The sequence below is a fragment of the Lacticaseibacillus paracasei subsp. paracasei genome (genome assembly GCF_000829035.1).
Lineage (GTDB): Bacteria > Bacillota > Bacilli > Lactobacillales > Lactobacillaceae > Lacticaseibacillus > Lacticaseibacillus paracasei.
The window spans coordinates 1751753-1769832 of sequence record NZ_AP012541.1; the positions used below are offsets into that span (position 1 = coordinate 1751753).

The following is an 18080-nucleotide window of genomic DNA, read 5'->3' on the forward strand; positions in this document are numbered from 1 at the left end:
TATCTGGCCAAAACCCAGCCAGTTCACCTCAAGACCACTTATGCTCCGGTTTCTAAACGCGCCTGTTCACGCTCTTCTTTTTAATGTCTAAAATGACGGACACCAGTTGTCACCATCGCAATACCGTACTGGTTAGCCTTTTCTATAGAATCTTTGTCCCGAATACTGCCGCCTGGTTGGATGATGGCTTTGATATCATGCTTAGCCGCGTAATCAACGCAGTCGTCCATTGGGAAGAAGGCATCACTGGCCATGACGGCGCCAGCAAAGTTGTCGTTTTGTTGGGCCTGGGTGAGGGCTAACTCAACCGAACCAATCCGATTCATTTGTCCTGCCCCAATGCCTAACGTCTGATCAGCTTGGGCAACAACGATCGCGTTACTCTTCACGTGTTTGACGACTGTTTGCGCAAAAGCAAGTGCCTTGAGCTGCTCGTCTGTGGGTTTCACCGTTGTCACAACAGTCAAATCAGCCGGTGTTTCTGTCTGATTGTCCCGCGTTTGAATCAGTAACCCGCCATAAATTGCTGTCGTCTCTGTTCCTAATTCAGCCGGCGTATCAGCTGTATTGATTGTAAGCAGCCGGACGTTTTTCTTTTTGGCCAACACAGCATAAGCATCATCATCAAATGCCGGTGCCATAATGATTTCAAGAAAAAGTTTGTGCATTTTTTCGGCAGTTGCTAGATCTACAGGCCGATTCAAGGCGATGATGCCACCAAAAATCGACATCGGATCAGCAGCATAGGCTTTGTCCCAAGCGCCTTCAATGGTTTTTCCAAGACCAATGCCACAAGGATTCATATGTTTGACAGCCACAACCGCTGGCTCGGAAAATTCACGAAGCATCGCTAGCGCAGCATCAGCATCTTTGATGTTGTTATAGGACAGTTCTTTACCGTGCAACTGTTTGGCAGCGGCAAGGCTAGTTGGATTCGGATCAGGTTCAACGTAAAACGCAGCTTGCTGATGGCTATTTTCACCATAGCGCAAATCTTGGCGCTTTGTGTAGGTCGGTGTGAAGTGCTCGGGAAATGGCTCAGGATCAAGATAATGCACAATTTGAGCATCATAAGCCGCTGTGATGGCAAAGACCTTAGCAGCCAGCTTTTGACGCAGATGAGCATCGTCTTGGTCAAGGCCGGTTAAAACAGCCTCGTAATCGGCCGGATCAACGACTGCCCAGACACTGTCGCTATTTTTAGCTGCTGCACGTAAGGCAGAAGGGCCACCGATATCGATTTGTTCGATAGCTTCTGCCCTTGTAACATCTGGGCGTTTGATTGTGGCGGCAAACGGATAGAGATTGACACAAACCAAATCGACCGGTTGAATGTCGTGGTCAGCTAACGCTTCCATATGGGCTGGATCATCGCGGCGTGCAAGAATGCCAGCATGAATCTTTGGATGCAGTGTCTTCACCCGACCATCGAGCATCTCGGGAAAACCAGTCACCTCTTCAACGCTGGTCACCGCAATACCGGCCGCAGCCAGTTCGCGATGCGTGCCGCCGGTTGAGACTAATTCAAATCCTCGATCAATCAAACCTTTGGCAAAAGAGACCAAACCTGTTTTATCCGAAACACTTAACAATGCACGCTTCACTTAAATCGCTCCTTCTTGAATGAGGTTCTTCACAGTTGCAGGGAAAATTTGATGTTCTTGGCGATGGATCGCCTGCTCAAGCTCGGCTAAGCTCATACCATCAGTGATATTGACTGGCACTTGGGCGATAATCTCGCCGGTGTCAATGCCAGCATCCACAAAATGCACCGTGACGCCGGTGACTTTCACCCCGTAGTCGAAAGCATCCTGAATACCTTGGCGCCCTGGAAAACTAGGTAGTAAAGCTGGATGCAAGTTGATGATTTTTTTAGGGAATGCCCTTAAAAGGGTTGGCCCGATGATACGCATGTAACCGGCCAAAATCAAGGCAGATACTGGCGGTAACTGTTCTAAGATGGCCGTCTCTGCCGCCGTTTTATTAGGATAGCTTTTAAAATCAACTACGATCGTCAAAATGTTGCGTGCGGCAGCCTTTTGAATCACCGGCGCCTGTGATTGATCACAAACCAGTGCGGCGATGCGATAACCGCTATCTGGTTGATCAGCGGCATTTGCCAACGCCTCAAAGTTGGTGCCATGACCAGATGCAAAAACAGCTAGATCTTTCATCGACGACTCACCTGCCAGTGCAGCTTTTCGACAGGATCTTCGCCAACCGTGCCAATCACTTTACTACTAGGAATCGCGTCTTGAACAAGACTAACCGCTTGTTCTGGCACGACAAGGATCATGCCAATTCCAAGATTGAAGGTACTACGCATCGTTGTTTCACTTAAATGTCCGGCATGTTGCAAACGATCGAACAACTCTGGCCGTTGCCATGCTAGCGGATCAATGTTTGCTACCAAACCGTCAGGGATCACCCGCGGCAAGTTTTCAGTGATGCCGCCGCCGGTAATGTGGGCAGCCGCGTGAATCAATCCTTGCTGCATGAGCGGCAACACCTGCTTCACATAAATCCGAGTTGGCCGCATCAGCGCATTCAGCATTTCCGATCCGTCATCAAGCGATTGACTGCCTAAGTCGGTTTCTGCCAGCAGCTTACGCACCAGTGAATAACCATTGCTATGCACACCTGAACTTGGCAGACCAATCAAAACATCGCCAGCCGCCACTTTTTGCGGCAGGCGTTTTGAAGCGGAAACCAAACCAACTGCGAAACCGGCCAAGTCGTAATGATGTTGTGGGTACATGTCGGGCATTTCCGCTGTTTCGCCACCAATTAATGCCATCTGAGCCTGCTGACACCCATAAGCAATTCCGCGAACAACGGCTTCAGTGCGGTCAACATCCAAATGATCCACCGCCATATAATCAAGGAAAAAAAGTGGCTGGGCGCCTGACGCCAATAAATCGTTCGCAACCATGGCGACTAAATCAATCCCAACGGTTTCATGCGCGTCACATTGCAATGCCAACAGCAACTTGGTACCAACGCCATCCGTGGCGCTGATCAAGGTTGGCTCCGAAATCTCCGGCAACCGATAAGCTGCGGCAAACCCGCCAACACTGGCTAACACATTGGCATTCGTTGTTTCTTTTGCCAACGCCGCGATTCGTTGAACAGCTGCTTCGCCAGCTTCAATATCCACGCCGGCGTCTTTATAATCAGTCATGCACTAACCTCCTCAACATTGACTTTGAGGGATGCCACTTCCTTATCCAAGGCAAAGGCATAATCATCTAACGGTGCTGGGTACTGGCCGGTGAAATAAGCGACACACAAACCGCCATTAGGTGCCGTGGCCGATAAGCCGACACTCTCTTCCAGCCCCTGGGTTGAAAGGAATCCAAGCGACTCGACCGCTAAAAGATCCCGCATTTCAGCAACGCTATGATTCGCAGCAAAAAGTTCGCTGGTCGTCTGAAAATCAATCCCGTAAAAACAAGGAAAGCGCAACGGTGGGCTGGCAATACGTAAATGGACCTCAGCTGCGCCAGCCTCTTTCAACAACTTCACGATTTGTTTGGAAGTCGTTCCACGAACAATCGAATCATCGACTAAAACAATTCGCTTACCGGCAACAACTGGTTTGATCACACTGAGCTTCATTTTGACGCTTTTTTCCCGCAATGCTTGTGTCGGTTGGATAAAGGTTCGCGCCACATACTGACTTTTCATTAAACCCATCTCATAAGGGATTCCACTGGCCTTCGCGTAACCAATGGCAGCAGACAGCGATGAATTTGGCACGCCGACGACAATATCCGCTTCCGCCGGTTGTTCTTTTGCTAACCGTTCACCCATCCGTACACGGGCCTGATGGACATTAATGCCGTGAATATCCGAATCGGGGCGGGCAAAGTAGATGTATTCCATCGAACAAACTGCTAATTGGGTATTCGTGGTGAAATGATCAATGTGCAAACCAGCATCATCAATTGTGATTAATTCCCCTGGCTGGACATCACGGACGAATTCAGCGCCAACCGCGTCCAAAGCCGCTGTTTCGCTGCACACAATATAGCCGCCATCTGACAACACCCCGACAACCATCGGCCGAAAGCCATACGGATCAACTGCGGCATATAAACCATGTTCCGTCAGTAAGACAAACGCAAAACCACCGTGAACTTCATTTAAAGCGGTCTTCAACTGTGTCAGCCAAGGCTGGCCAACTTGCCGTCGGATTAAATGCATCAAAACTTCCGTATCGGAGGTGGACTGAAAAATTGCGCCTTGATCTTCCAACTGCCGCCGCAAACTGATCGCATTGGTCAGATTGCCATTATGCGCCAAGGCAATGGCTTCATCCGAAAACCGGAAAAGCAACGGCTGAATATTTTCCAGCACGCGTCCCCCTGCTGTCGAGTAGCGCACGTGGCCCAAGGCGGCGCGTCCGATTAATGGCGTCAATTGATCGGTATTCGTGAAAACTTCGCTCAGTAACCCCAACCCATAATGCCGCCGCATCCCGTCTTTGGTCAGCCCAACAATACCGGCGCCTTCTTGACCGCGGTGCTGTAGTGTGTGTAACCCAAGATGCGTGATGCTGGCGGCATTAGGATTACCCCAAACACCGAAAACCCCGCATTCTTCATTTAAGCCTTTTGGTTCATGTGGCATGGGAGCGCCTCCTCGAATGCTGTCTGTAGCTGTTGCAACGATGCAGAAAAATGTTGATTAACGGTTGTGACTTCAAATTCTGGTGCGGCCTGAACTCGACCAATCAATTGGGCCGGACCATGCAATGCTTCAAATGCTGCCTGATTTTCAGGGGCCACCGTGAGCAAGAAGCGGCCTTGCGTCTCGGAAAATCCCCAAGCAGTTGGCAATGTGACGTTAATCTGGGCGCCAAGTTGGGCATCAAACCCCATCTCTGCCAAGGCGACCAATAACCCACCATCGCTTAAATCGTGCGCTGCAGTAATTAGATGCTCACGAATGGCCTTCAAAACAAAGTGCTGATGCTGCTTTTCAGCCTCTAAATCAAAATCGAACAGCTTGCCAGTGACTTCTCCTGTTTGCAGCTTCTGCAGTTCGCTGCCGTTAAAATCACCATGAGTCTCCCCCACCAGATAAATCAGATCATCTGCTTGCTTGAAAGCCGCCGTGGTAATCGTGCTCAAATCCTCAATCAAGCCAACCATGCCAATCATTGGGGTTGGATAGATCGCCTCACCATTCGTTTCGTTATACAGCGACACATTTCCTGAAATAACTGGGGCGTTAAAGGCTTTGGTAGCCGCAATGATTCCCTTCGCCGCCTCAGCCAGTTCGTAGAAGGCCTCAGGCTTAGTTGGGTCGCCAAAATTGAGACAATCGGTGATCCCAAGCGGTTCCGCCCCGCTAGCAACCAAATTGCGCGCAGCTTCAGCCACACTCATTGCCGCACCCACCTGCGGATCAAGATACAAGTAACGGCCCTTACTATCGGTGGTCATCGCCAGTGCTCGGTGAGTACCGCGAATCCGAGTCACGGCTGCATCACTGCCTGGCAAGACGACGGTATTAGTTTGCACCTGCGCATCGTAACGCTTGTACAAAGATGACTTGTCAGCAATCGTCGGCATCGCCATCATGTCCGTCCATATTTGCACCGGATCAGTGATGATAGGGTCAAAATCCGCAGCCGGTTGGGCCAGTCGTTTTGGCATTTTCCCTTGTTGATGATAAATCGGCGCATCATCGGTCAACGAACTCACAGGCACATCGCAAACCAATTTGCCATGGTGATAAAGCTGATACTGATGACCAGCAATCACATGACCAACAATCGCCGCATCCAAATCATAATCAGCGAAAACAGCCAAAACTTCTTGCTCAAAGCCGGCCCGAACGCACAGCAGCATCCGTTCCTGAGACTCAGACAACATAATTTCAAACGGCGTCATTTCGGTCTCACGCTGCGGAATCAGGTCGAGATCTAACACCATCCCGCTGTTAGCCTTACCAGCCATCTCCACGCTTGACGATACCAATCCAGCTGCACCCATATCTTGAATACCAACAAGCGCCTCCTGATGATGCCCGGTAATTTCGAGACAAGCATCCATCAACAGCTTTTCCATGAAGGGATCGCCAACTTGAACCGCCGAGCGATCGGCTGCTTCTTCGTCAGAAAAATCCCCAGAAGCAAAGCTCGCACCGTTAATACCATCACGCCCTGTTTTGGCCCCGACATAAATCAAAGCATTGCCAACACCAGCAGCTTTACCTTTTTGAATTTGATCTTTGTCCATGATGCCAACGCACATGGCATTGACCAGCGGATTTCGGGTATAGCTCCCGTCAAAGTTTGTTTCGCCGCCAACTGTCGGAATGCCAATTGCATTGCCATAACCGCCAATCCCCGCGACGATCCGATCAACCAAATGTTGGGTATGTGGCTGTTCAATGTCGCCAAAAGCTAGCGAGTCCAACATCGCAACCGGCTTGGCACCAATTGAGAAAATGTCGCGGATAATGCCGCCCACACCTGTTGCTGCGCCTTCATAAGGTTCAACTGCCGAGGGATGATTATGACTTTCGGCTTTGAAGACCACTGCTTTGCCTTCGCCGATATCAATCACGCCAGCACCTTCACCTGGCCCCATTAACACGCGCTCATTTTTGGTCCAAAATTGGCGTAACACCGGCTTGCTATATTTGTAAGCGCAGTGTTCGCTCCACATCCCGCTAGCTAACCCGATCTCGGTATCGTTTGGCTGATGGCCGATTAGTTCTGCAAAACGATCATATTCAGCCTCTGTCAGCCCAAGGTCTAAATAAGGTTTCTGGGTTGCAATAGCCTCGGGGCTCATCTCAACGTGCACCACGTACATCGGCTCCTTCCGTTTGGTTAATCAGCGATTGGAATACGCCCAAGCCATCCGTACCGCCCAGCAGTGCTTCAACAGCCCGTTCCGGATGGGGCATCATGCCTAACACATTACCAGTCTCATTGGTCACACCGGCAATATCGTGCATGCTGCCATTAGGGTTATTTGCATAACGGAAAACCACTTGGCCATTAGTTTCCAGAGCCGCCAACGTTTCCGGATCTGCGTAATAATTGCCTTCACCATGAGCAATCGGTAATGTCAAATGTTCACCAACTTGGTATTGATTTGAAAACGCCGTCCCGGCATTTTCTACCGTCAATGCAACTGGTTCACAGATGAAGTTCAAGTCGCGATTCCATTGCAAGGCGCCGGGAAGCAAACCGGCTTCGGTCAAAATCTGGAAACCGTTGCAAATGCCAATGACATAGCCGCCAGCCGCAGCAAACTGCTTTAGGGCAGCCATCACTGGTGAAAAGCGTGCAATCGCACCACTGCGTAAGTAATCACCATAGGAAAAACCGCCTGGCACCATCACAACATCATAAGCAGTCAAGTCGGTTTGAGTTGGCTTGATCAAGTCACACTCGGCTCCAGCAATGGCACGCACCGCCCATTGCAAATCAAGATCACAGTTCGAGCCCGGAAAAGAAATCACAGCCGCTTTCATGCGTTAACCTCCGCCATCGGTTCTAGCTCAAAGCGATAAGTTTCCATGTTGACATTAGCCAGTAATTGGTCGCAGATCGTATCGACTTGCTTGCGAACTTCCGCTTCGCTGCCTGCTAACGTTAATTCAAAGTATTTGCCATACAATACATCTTCAACATTGTGATAAGCCATTCGTCCCAAAGCAGTTTTAATGACCTCGGCTTTGGGATCCAGCACGGAAGGTTTGTAGGTTACGTAAATTTTAGCTTTAAACATGAGCAGCTCCTTTTTCTTGCAGGCGTGAAAGGACTTCTTCATAAACCGGGGTCAATGGTCCACGGTTTTGTCGGAAAACATCTTTATCGAGCGATGCCCCGGTTTGTTGATCAACTAAGCGAAAATTATCCGGAGACAATTCATCAGCCAGTACCAAGGTGCCATCCTTGAGCGTGCCGTATTCGAGTTTGAAATCAACTAAGGTGATCCCAATCGCCGCAAACCGTTGCGTCAAATAAGTATTGATGCGATCAGTTAAAGCGTGCACTTGCTTGAGTTGTTCAGGCGTAGCTTCGTGCAAGGCGAAAATTTGGGCTTCATTCATGAACGGGTCGCCAAGTTCATCAGACTTGTAATAGTATTCGTGGATTGGCGGGTCGAGCTTCATCATCGGCTTAACATTGAACTTGGTGACAAAATGACCGGATGCATAATTACGCACAACTACTTCAAGCGGCAACATCGCGGCTTTTTTGACGATCATCGTCGTGCTGTCCGGCGAATCAAGATAATGCGTTGGTATACCGGCAGCTGTCAATTCCTTAAATAGCAACGTCGAAATCGCTCGATTTAATTCGCCTTTGTGGGCAATCTGGGCTTTTTTCTCGCCATTTAATGCTGTGGCTTGATTGGTGTATGCCATCCACAACACATCAGGATCATCGGTTGCATAAACCTGTTTTGCCTTGCCGGTATACAATAATGTTGTTTTGTTCACCATGCTGCCTCCATTTGTTTAAGTATGTCCAACACATTACGATCATCAGTTACCGTAAGATGACCCATTTTGCGACCGGAGCGAATCTCGGCTTTACCATAATCATGCATGTGCCATTCAGGATGCTGAGGCCATTTCTGCTTGGCAATGGTTAAATCGTCGCCGAGCAGGTTGCGCATAACCGCTGGCTGCTTCAATGTAATCGGCGGTATCGGTAAGCCACAAATACTCAAAATATGTGCATCGAATTGTGAAAAGTTGCATGCCTCAATCGAGTAGTGTCCGGAATTGTGCGGACGCGGAGCCAACTCATTGGCCACCACATTGTCCCCTTCGATAAAGAGCTCAACGCCCAACACACCACGAAGATCCAGGCCAAGCGCAATTTTAGTCGCGAGATCATCAATCTTTTTGGCTAACACCGGCGAAATGTTCGGTGCAGGCGCAAGCGTGAGATGCAAAACATGGTGCTGATGGCGATTCTCAACGATCGGAAAAACACGCACTTGATCGCGGCCATCACGTGTCATCATAACGGAGACTTCACGATCAAATTGCTGCCGTTTTTCGAGAATGCAAGGACCATGCGTCAAAAGTTCGCGGGCGGCGGGAAAATCATCTGGTGTATTGATATCTTGCTGACCATGGCCATCATAACCGCCAGTGGTCGTCTTCAGGATGCTTGGCAAGCCGATGGTCGCGACTGCTTGTGCCAACTCAGCGGCACGGTTGACAGCGGCAAAAGGCGTCACCGGTACCCCATGTGTCTTTAAAAAAGTCTTTTCTTTGATCCGATCGCGGGTTATCGCCAAAATGGCGGTGCCTTGAGGAATCCGCGTCTCGCTGCGAACCGCCTCCAACGCGGCTAAGTCAACGTTTTCAAACTCATACGTCAGCACATCTGACGCATCAGCCAGTTGCTTTAAGGCGGCTTGATCGTTATAGGGCGCAGTGATTTGAAAATCCGCTACCTGACCGGCTGGCGAATTGGGTGTCGGCTCTAAAATACCGACGCGATAACCCATCGACTTGGCGCTTTGTGTCAGCATGCGTCCCAACTGACCGCCGCCAATGATGCCAATTGTTGCTGGGGACGTCACTACATCAATCATTGAAGCGCGGCCTCGCTTTCTTTGGCACGCTTAGTTTGAGCATCGCGAAAAGCTTGCAGTCGGTCAGCCAGTTCTGAATCGTTCAGCGCTAAAATAGCGGCAGCGAACAACGCCGCATTGACAGCTCCGGCATCACCGATGGCCATCGTGCCAACCGGGACCCCGCCAGGCATTTGCACGATTGACAGGAGACTATCAACCCCATTTAATGTTCGTGTTTTGATGGGAACCCCGATAACTGGCAGCAATGTATTAGCGGCGAGCATTCCAGGTAAATGAGCAGCGCCGCCTGCACCGGCGATAATTGCACCAAACCCCAGTGCCACTGCCTGTTTACCAAAATCCGCCAGCTCGTCTGGCATCCGATGAGCCGAAATAACCCGCTTCTCATAAGGAATAGCCAATGACGTTAACTGAGCCGTCACTTGCTGCATGGTCGGCCAATCAGAGGTTGACCCCATGACCACTGCTACTTTTTGCATCTCGTTCCCCGCTTTCTTTAAGATGTTTTGAGAATAGCACGTCAGCGCGACAGATTCAATAAAAATGAGAACAATTCTCAATGTTATATTAATAATCGTTCGTGTTTATCTTTTAAAATCTTAACCCGTCATCTTTTCAATGTCTGAAATCACATCTGTGTTGCTAATATTCCTTTTGACAACTTATTGCAGTCGCCATCGCCAAAGACTGCCGCCCGCGCACAAAAAAACGCACATCACAGAGCGATGTGCGTTCATCAGATATGCGTTGTTGAAGTCTTAAACTTAGGCAGCCTTCGTTGAAAATGATTTGCCGTCCTTAGCAACAAAGAGTTGCGGGGCAACGGTTAGCAATACACCAACAACAACAATTGTTAAGACGGTGCTGAATAACGCTGATCCACCATTGACGATCAACGAGTATACCCAGACATTCGTTCCTTTAGGCGCATACGCACCCCAGAAAACAACGCCAGCGATGAAATGGATAAAGTATTTAGCAAACGTGCCGATAATAATACCAGCAAAGGCATAGCCGCTCGCCTTCACTTTTTCACTACCGCGCACTGCCTTTTGGAAAGATGCAAACGTCAACCCCATTAAACCGACCAAGGTAAACGCAATCGGATATTCAAGAATACCTTGTAAAGGATTCAAGACACTGCCACCGCCAATACCACGCAAAATCAGATCCAAAATCCCCCAGACAAAGCCTGCCCATGCTGCAGGAACTAACCCACGCCGCATAGCCAAAACAGCAATTGGAATCAGACCATAATTCAGTTCAATTGCCGAAACACCCGTGGTATGTGGAATATAAGTTAATGCCATCGCAAAAGCTGCAATGATCGCAGTTTCCAAAATGACAACAAGTTGCTTGTGCTGTTGCATAAAAAAAGCCTCCTAGTGAGTCCCCGTTCACAAAGAAGGTCGCTTCCGACCATTCACAAATCCCTACGCTCGCATTAACGAACAGGTTCGAAGGGTCCGGGTTTCCCCGTTCTCAGCCAATGGCTCCCCTTTGTGAAGGTTCATCGAATTGTTGATACACCTTTATGGTATCAAACTTTTTGTAAAGCGCAACTTTTTGGTCTTGAACAAATCGCTTGTCATTAATGATTTAAGCGGGCTTTCTCCTCTCGGTGCAAAGTTTCGAGGGAGCGTCCAGCCGTTTCCGGCACAAAAATCAGAACGAACAGCAATGAAATCAAATTTGTCCCGATGAAGCAAACGAATGTCCAGAACATGCCTATTTGGGCCAGACCAACCGGGAACAGAACGCCAACACCAAAGTTAGCTAACCACAAGCAGAAAGTTGCAGCGCCCATCCCTATACCCCGAACCTGTTCAGGGAAGATTTCAGACATCAGCAGCCAAGTCATTGGACTGATAGCGCCTTGGAAGAACGCCAAGAACAGCATCATCATCCCGATTGTCGCAAATGCCCGGAATGACGAACCCGCTGGTAGTCGACTAGCGAAGGTGACACCAGTAATCGCCACGGTTGAGCCAATCAATCCCACAATCAGCATTGGCCGCCGCGGAACATGCTTCAACAATTGCAACGTCACAATCGTTGCAGCAACGGCAGTAACCCCATTGGCAATGTTGGCGATCAAGGCACTATCTCGCCCAAAACCCGTCATTTGTAAAATTGAGGTGCCATAATACATCATGACATTGATACCAGCAATTTGCTGAATGACGCCTAGGCCGATGCCAATCAGAACCAGTCGGCGAATCCATTTGGTTTTCAATGCTCGAACACTCGCCTGCTTATGTTTAGTATCTTCGGCAAGATTCTGTTTCAAATGGTCAATCTCTGCTGGCACTTCAGCAGCAGATCGCAACACTTCCAAACTTGACCGTGCTGCTGCCGGCCGTCCTTTCATCATTAACCAACGAGGAGATTCCGGAACAAAATAAGTCCCGATACCTAAGATAATTGCCGGAATGACTGCCAATACAATCATCCAGCGCCAGATACCAGGAACGTTACCAAAAGTAGTTCCTAAAAAGGCATTGAGAACAAAAGCAAGTAACTGGCCAGTCACGACCATCAGCTCATTTTGTGTGACTAACCGCCCACGATGACTCGTTGGGGCAATCTCTGCTAAAAAGCTCGGAACCAGCACAGAGACGCCACCAACGGCTAATCCAAGGATCAGTCGTGCGCCAATCAGCCAGCCAGCACTCGGGGAAAGTGACGAGGCTACCGTTGCCAGAAAAAATAAGCCCGCTAACATGGTGATGAGCCGCCTGCGCCCATAGCGATCACTTAAACGACCGACTAAGATGGCACCAAAAGCAGCACCCAGCGTCAAACTACTGGTGACCCAACCCTGTGATCCAGGGGCAAGTTTCAGTTCCGAAGAAATAAAAGGCAATGCGCCATTGATCACCCCAGTGTCATAGCCAAAAAGCAGGCCACCCATCGTTGAAATCAAAGCTACTAGCCGCAACCGTGTCTTCGCACTCGCAAGGTGACCGGTAAATCGATGATTGTGTGTTTTTGATTGATACATGCAATTCCCCCTACAAGTCCAAATGAACCACCGCTCACAGTGTCATACCATGAATCAGTAACTCAATTTTTAGTTTACATAATAACCTTAACACTTTTCTGAAAAGTCTGCAGTCAGTCACTGTTCAGATGCCGACGAATAGTCGCGCAATCACCTTTTTGCATGGCAAAGATAAAGTCCCATTTTCGAGCGGGTTTCAGAAAAATCAATGCTAGCGAGCCCGATCAAAATCAAATTTTGGTCAAAAAAAGAAGCCGTCAACTTATTCAGTCAATAGCCTCTTTCTGATAATGAAAGTTTATTTCTGACCAGTTGTTTTCTTAACCAGATCAGCGTTTTCATCATTAGTGATATTTTGGTTCAGAGCAATTTCGTCCATCTTAGCCATATCAGCTGTCGAAAGCTTCTTCATCAAGCTGCGTACTTTAAGGACAGAAGTTGCGGACATTGAGTATTCGTCAAGACCCATACCAAGCAACAGTGGTACCATGATTGGATCACCAGCAGCTTCGCCACACATACCGGCCCACTTGCCTTCCTTATGTGCCGAATCAATCACATGCTTGATTAGGCGAAGGATGGATGGGTTGTATGGCTGATACAGGTAGGAAACATGCTCGTTCCCACGATCAGCGGCCATAGAGTACTGGATCAAGTCATTTGTACCAATGGAGAAGAAGTCAACATACTTAGCAAACTGATCAGCCAAAACTGCAGCTGCAGGAATTTCGATCATAATGCCAAGTTGGATATCATCAGATACTTTGACGCCATCCTTGACTAACTTATCTTTTTCTTCAGTGAAAATCTGCTTTGCTTGCTTGAATTCAGCAATGGTAGCAATCATAGGGAACATGATCCGCAGATTGCCAAAGGCAGATGCACGCAACAAGGCGCGCAACTGTGTCCGGAAGATATCTTGGCGATCAAGACTGATCCGAATCGCACGATAACCCAAGAATGGGTTCTGTTCTTCAGGAAGCGGCAAATATGGCAGATGTTTATCCCCACCAATATCCATCGTCCGAACAACAACAGGCTTCGGACTCATCGTTTCGACAACCTTCTTGTAGGCCTCGAATTGATCGTCTTCAGTTGGTAATTCAGCAGAATCCATGTACAAGAACTCTGTCCGATACAAACCGATACCTTCAGCACCGTTTGCCAGCACACCATCAAGATCCTTTGGCGTGCCAATGTTGGCAGCAACATCAAAGTGTTTGCCATCAGCTGTGATTGATTTGGCCGTCTTCAAAAGAGCCCATTCAGCTTTTTGCTTAGCAAATGCTTCAGCATCCTGCTTGAACTTAGCTACTTCATCATCGGTCGGATCAACAACAACTTCACCAGTTAAGCCATCAACGGAAATAAGATCACCGTTATTAGCCTTCTTGGTAATGTCATCTGTCCCAACAACAGCCGGAATTTCCAACGAACGTGCCATAATCGCACTGTGCGCAGTCCGACCGCCAATATCCGTGACAAATGCTTTGACATACTTCTTATTCAATTGTGCGGTATCCGAAGGGGTCAGGTCATGCGCAACCACAACGACTTCTTCATCAATTAATGCTGGATTTGGCAAATTGCGACCGAGCAAGTGTGCCATGATCCGCTTTGTCACGTCGCGGACATCAGCCGCACGTTCCTGCATATATGGATTGTCGGTCATACCTTCGAATGTCTTAATAAAGAATTCGGAGACTTCTTTCAAAGCCTGCTCAGCATTGACTTTTTCATCCTTGATCTTAGTCTCTACCTGACCAGTAAAGTCAGGATCAGCCAAAATCATCATGTGCGCATCAAAAACCTGAGCCTCTTCTTCGCCAAGCGATTCAGCGGCCTTTGCTCGAATAACCTTTAACTCATCATTACTTTGATCAAGTGACTGCTTCAGGCGATCGATTTCCTTTGAAGGATCATCAACCGTCTTTTTTTGGAATGACAAATCAGGTTGAACCAGTAAATAGGCCTTCGCTGTGGCGATCCCATCACTAGCAGCGATTCCCTTCAAATGTTCAGCCATTATTCAGCCAAGCCTTCCTTTTTCATTGTGTCTGTAATAGCAGCGATAGCATCAGCCTCGTCTGCACCTTCAGCAGAAATGGTAACATCGGCACCTTGGCCAACACCCAAACTCATGACGCCCATGATAGACTTCAAGTTAACGCTCTTACCCTTGTATTCCAAGTTGATATCTGAGTTGAACTTGCTTGCTGCCTGTACCAACAAGGTTGCCGGACGTGCGTGGATCCCGGTTTCTGCAATAATATTAAATTCGCGTTTTTCCATGACTGATCTGCTCCTTCGTATTAACTAGATTTCTAGTTTTTTTCCGAATAGTTTGTGTGCGCATTCGTACCCAAAACAATTCATGTAAACCTTACCATTTTTTGAAGCTTGTCACAAGCGCCACATCAGATTTGGCGCCTATATTAACGAGAATCAACTGATCGATAATGGTATTCAATGACACCATCACGTTTAGCCATTCCCACGATCTCTTCACGATCAGGATAATTCGTCCATGCCGCGCGAAACGCCATGAACGTTTCTGGCGTCACCGTGATTTTGTCCCGCTGACCAGTCTTTAACTCATCTATTAAAGCGACGTAATCCTGAGTCATCTATTTGCCTCACCTCACCTAATAAGAGTAGCATAAAAGCTGGTAAGGAAAAAGCGCAAGTGCTTGCTGTCACTGAAATTTTTGCAACTTTTTAGCACTCTTAGTGGCAGAGTGCTTGCATTCCAGAAATGTGGGTGTATACTATTGCCATAGGTCAAGAAAGGTCAAACCTTTTTTGACTGCACGTGGCACCTAAACAGATAGGAAGGTTGTGACAAAATGCTGTGTGAAAACTGTCATAAGAATCCAGCCACTATTCATCTTTCAACCGTTGTTAATGGCACTCGACAGGAAATTAATCTCTGCCAAAACTGTTATCAATTACTCAAGAACCAAGCAGGAGGAAATATGAGACCAACTGATGCAACCGATCCATTTGGTTTCGGCAGCTTAGATGATATTTTCCGTGCGATGAATCAGGGAATGGATCAACCGCAACAACCAAATGCTCAGACCCCGCCAACTCAGGCAGGCCGTGGCGGCAATGGTAATAACGGCCGCAATGGCAACCGTGGCAAGGGACTGCTGGGACAATTCGGCGTTGATCTGACTGAACAAGCACGGAATGGTCAAATTGATCCGGTCATTGGTCGTGACAAAGAAATTTCACGGGTGATCGAGATCTTAAACCGCCGAACAAAAAATAATCCAGTCCTGATTGGTGAAGCCGGTGTCGGCAAGACTGCTGTTGTTGAGGGCTTGGCATTGAAGATCGCTAATGGCGATGTTCCGTCAAAACTTCAAGATCGGCATGTCATCCGACTCGATGTCGTTTCACTAGTTCAAGGAACTGGCATTCGCGGTCAATTCGAACAACGTATGCAACAATTGATTGACGAACTTAAAAAGAATAAGAACATTATCTTATTTATTGATGAAATCCATGAAATCGTCGGCGCTGGCAATGCTGAAGGCGGTATGGATGCCGGCAATGTTCTGAAGCCAGCATTAGCACGTGGCGAGTTGCAGCTCGTTGGTGCCACTACTAGCAATGAATATCGTCAAATTGAAAAAGATTCAGCCCTTGCTCGTCGTCTGCAACCAGTCCTCGTTGAGGAGCCAACTGTAGAAGAGACGATTAAGATTCTAAAAGGCCTGCAGCCGCGGTATCAAGATTTTCATCATGTTAAATATACAGATGCCGCCATTGAAGCAGCTGCAACTTTGAGCAATCGTTACATTCAAGATCGTTTCTTGCCTGACAAAGCGATTGACCTTCTGGATGAATCAGGTTCCCGGAAGAATCTGACCATTGCCACTGTCGATCCAGAAACGATCAAGACCAAGATTGACGACGCCGAGAAGCAAAAGCAAGCTGCTCTGAAGCAGGAGGATTACGAAAAAGCTGCCTTCTATCGTGACCAAGTTACTAAGTTAGAAGATATGGCTAAGAAACAGTCTAATCTGCCTGAAAATGAAATTCCGACTGTCACCGAAAAAGATATGGAACAGATTGTTGAAGAAAAAACCAACATTCCAGTTGGTGAACTGAAGGCGCAGGAGCAAGCACAGCTGAAGAATCTGGCTGGTGACCTTGAAAAGCATGTCATTGGTCAGAATGAAGCAGTTGATAAAGTTGCTCGCGCTATTCGTCGTAACCGGATCGGCTTTAACAAGTCCGGTCGGCCGATTGGGTCCTTCCTATTCGTCGGCCCAACAGGTGTCGGCAAAACTGAACTGGCTAAACAGCTTGCCAAAGAGCTGTTTGGTTCTGAAGACGCCATGATCCGGTTTGATATGTCGGAGTACATGGAGAAATTCAGTGTCTCCAAGCTTATCGGGTCACCGCCAGGCTATGTCGGCTATGAGGAAGCCGGTCAATTAACTGAAAAAGTTCGCCGAAATCCTTATAGCCTCATCTTGTTAGATGAAATTGAAAAAGCCCATCCAGATGTGATGAATATGTTCTTGCAGATCTTGGATGACGGCCGATTGACTGATTCTCAAGGCCGTACCGTTTCCTTCAAGGACACGATCATTATCATGACATCCAATGCTGGCTCAACCGATGCCGAAGCAAACGTTGGTTTTGGCGCAGCTTTAAGCGGTAAGACGCACAGTGTGCTGGATCAGCTTGGTAATTACTTCAAGCCTGAATTCCTGAACCGTTTTGATGACATCGTTGAATTCAAGTCATTGTCTAAAGACGACTTGTTGAAGATTGTGTCACTGATGATTCAAGATACCAACAATAACATCAAGGATCAGGGCTTGACGATTCATGTTACCGATCCGGTTAAGGAAAAGCTGGTTAATCTCGGTTACAATCCTGCCATGGGAGCTCGGCCGCTGCGTCGAGTCATTCAGGAACAGATTGAAGACCGCGTTGCTGACTTCTACCTTGACCATCCAAAGGCTAAGGAACTTGAAGCCCGCATCAGTAATGGTGAGATTACGGTTGGTGAACCTGCCAAGGCTGAAACCACTCAAAAATCTAAAAAGTAATTTGTTTTAAGAAAGCCCTCGAACTTCATTGCGTTCGAGGGCTTTCAATTCACATATTATTATTTTCCGTTAAACTGTTTTATAATAAAAACAGAGGGAGAGAAATGGAGGGCATGAGCATGCGACTGATTAACGTGACCAACAGTTTCAGAAATCTAGTAAGCCAACAATTGAGTGGTACCGATGCCCGGCTGGTCAAGGTCTTCTCACTTGGCCAAACGACAGTTGTTTATACGGAGGCACCTTCCCATATCGAACTTCTTTTCACCAATGAGCGCCGCAATATTCAGCGTGCGGAAATTGCTTTCACACTCGAACGGCTTTTGCAAAAGGACATTGGCGATGTTTCGCCGATTATGGGTCATCATCTGGCAGAAGTGACTGTTCCCAAGCTTGAGCGGCAAGCAGAGTAACCCG

The 18080-nt window shown here is 48.0% G+C and carries 17 protein-coding genes and 1 riboswitch; of the genes, 2 read left to right on the plus strand and 15 right to left on the minus strand.

Annotated elements, in window-relative coordinates:
- Window positions 1-80 precede the first annotated feature (80 nt).
- The 15 genes from purH to LBPC_RS08685 form a co-directional block, all read right to left on the minus strand.
- The gene (gene purH, locus LBPC_RS08615) at window positions 81-1604 is read right to left on the minus strand and encodes a bifunctional phosphoribosylaminoimidazolecarboxamide formyltransferase/IMP cyclohydrolase (protein ID WP_003594868.1); all 1524 of its coding nucleotides are present in this window, start codon (window positions 1602-1604) and stop codon (window positions 81-83) included.
- The gene (gene purN / locus LBPC_RS08620; RefSeq protein ID WP_003565971.1) at window positions 1605-2174 is read right to left on the minus strand and encodes a phosphoribosylglycinamide formyltransferase; all 570 of its coding nucleotides are present in this window, start codon (window positions 2172-2174) and stop codon (window positions 1605-1607) included.
- Complete coding sequence (gene purM, locus LBPC_RS08625; protein ID WP_003660582.1) at window positions 2171-3181, minus strand: phosphoribosylformylglycinamidine cyclo-ligase; 1011 nt, start codon at window positions 3179-3181, stop codon at window positions 2171-2173. The genes purN and purM overlap by 4 nt, the downstream gene beginning before the upstream one ends.
- Entirely contained in the window at window positions 3178-4632 is a 1455-nt protein-coding gene (purF, locus tag LBPC_RS08630) for an amidophosphoribosyltransferase (RefSeq protein WP_032780988.1), read from the minus strand. Before purF ends, purM begins: the two co-directional genes overlap by 4 nt.
- A complete protein-coding gene (purL, locus tag LBPC_RS08635; protein WP_011674596.1) occupies window positions 4608-6824 on the minus strand; it encodes a phosphoribosylformylglycinamidine synthase subunit PurL in 2217 nt (738 codons plus the stop codon). The genes purF and purL overlap by 25 nt, the downstream gene beginning before the upstream one ends.
- The gene (purQ, locus tag LBPC_RS08640; protein WP_003594882.1) at window positions 6811-7497 is read right to left on the minus strand and encodes a phosphoribosylformylglycinamidine synthase subunit PurQ; all 687 of its coding nucleotides are present in this window, start codon (window positions 7495-7497) and stop codon (window positions 6811-6813) included. Before purQ ends, purL begins: the two co-directional genes overlap by 14 nt.
- Window positions 7494-7754: a phosphoribosylformylglycinamidine synthase subunit PurS gene (gene purS / locus LBPC_RS08645; RefSeq protein ID WP_003594884.1), complete on the minus strand. Its 261-nt coding sequence runs from the start codon at window positions 7752-7754 to the stop codon at window positions 7494-7496. The genes purQ and purS overlap by 4 nt, the downstream gene beginning before the upstream one ends.
- On the minus strand, window positions 7747-8475 hold the full coding sequence (gene purC / locus LBPC_RS08650; RefSeq protein WP_003594886.1) for a phosphoribosylaminoimidazolesuccinocarboxamide synthase: 729 nt from the start codon (window positions 8473-8475) through the stop codon (window positions 7747-7749). Before purC ends, purS begins: the two co-directional genes overlap by 8 nt.
- A complete protein-coding gene (gene purK / locus LBPC_RS08655; protein ID WP_003594887.1) occupies window positions 8469-9584 on the minus strand; it encodes a 5-(carboxyamino)imidazole ribonucleotide synthase in 1116 nt (371 codons plus the stop codon). Before purK ends, purC begins: the two co-directional genes overlap by 7 nt.
- Window positions 9581-10066, minus strand: coding sequence for a 5-(carboxyamino)imidazole ribonucleotide mutase (purE, locus tag LBPC_RS08660; RefSeq protein ID WP_003565990.1), 486 nt, complete (start codon window positions 10064-10066; stop codon window positions 9581-9583). Before purE ends, purK begins: the two co-directional genes overlap by 4 nt.
- 285 nt (window positions 10067-10351) lie before the next feature.
- Window positions 10352-10957, minus strand: a complete 606-nt coding sequence (gene thiT / locus LBPC_RS08665; RefSeq protein ID WP_003576020.1) for an energy-coupled thiamine transporter ThiT — start codon at window positions 10955-10957, stop codon at window positions 10352-10354.
- A gap of 42 nt (window positions 10958-10999) precedes the next feature.
- Window positions 11000-11097: riboswitch (TPP riboswitch) on the minus strand.
- Between the two features lie 81 nt (window positions 11098-11178).
- Window positions 11179-12591, minus strand: a complete 1413-nt coding sequence (locus LBPC_RS08670; protein ID WP_016368865.1) for a sugar porter family MFS transporter — start codon at window positions 12589-12591, stop codon at window positions 11179-11181.
- 298 nt (window positions 12592-12889) lie between these two features.
- Complete coding sequence (gene ptsP / locus LBPC_RS08675) at window positions 12890-14617, minus strand: phosphoenolpyruvate--protein phosphotransferase (protein ID WP_003565999.1); 1728 nt, start codon at window positions 14615-14617, stop codon at window positions 12890-12892.
- Window positions 14617-14883 (minus strand): phosphocarrier protein HPr, encoded by a 267-nt coding sequence (locus LBPC_RS08680; protein WP_003566007.1) that lies wholly within the window; start codon window positions 14881-14883, stop codon window positions 14617-14619. The genes ptsP and LBPC_RS08680 overlap by 1 nt, the downstream gene beginning before the upstream one ends.
- A 143-nt stretch (window positions 14884-15026) precedes the next feature.
- Window positions 15027-15218, minus strand: coding sequence for a hypothetical protein (locus LBPC_RS08685; RefSeq protein ID WP_003566008.1), 192 nt, complete (start codon window positions 15216-15218; stop codon window positions 15027-15029).
- A 219-nt stretch (window positions 15219-15437) separates the two neighbouring features.
- On the opposite strand from LBPC_RS08685, the gene LBPC_RS08690 reads away from it, so the two are divergent.
- The gene (locus LBPC_RS08690; RefSeq protein WP_003566010.1) at window positions 15438-17663 is read left to right on the plus strand and encodes an ATP-dependent Clp protease ATP-binding subunit; all 2226 of its coding nucleotides are present in this window, start codon (window positions 15438-15440) and stop codon (window positions 17661-17663) included.
- Between the two features lie 119 nt (window positions 17664-17782).
- Entirely contained in the window at window positions 17783-18076 is a 294-nt protein-coding gene (locus LBPC_RS08695) for a DUF1827 family protein (protein WP_003570563.1), read from the plus strand.
- Window positions 18077-18080: the final 4 nt, after the last annotated feature.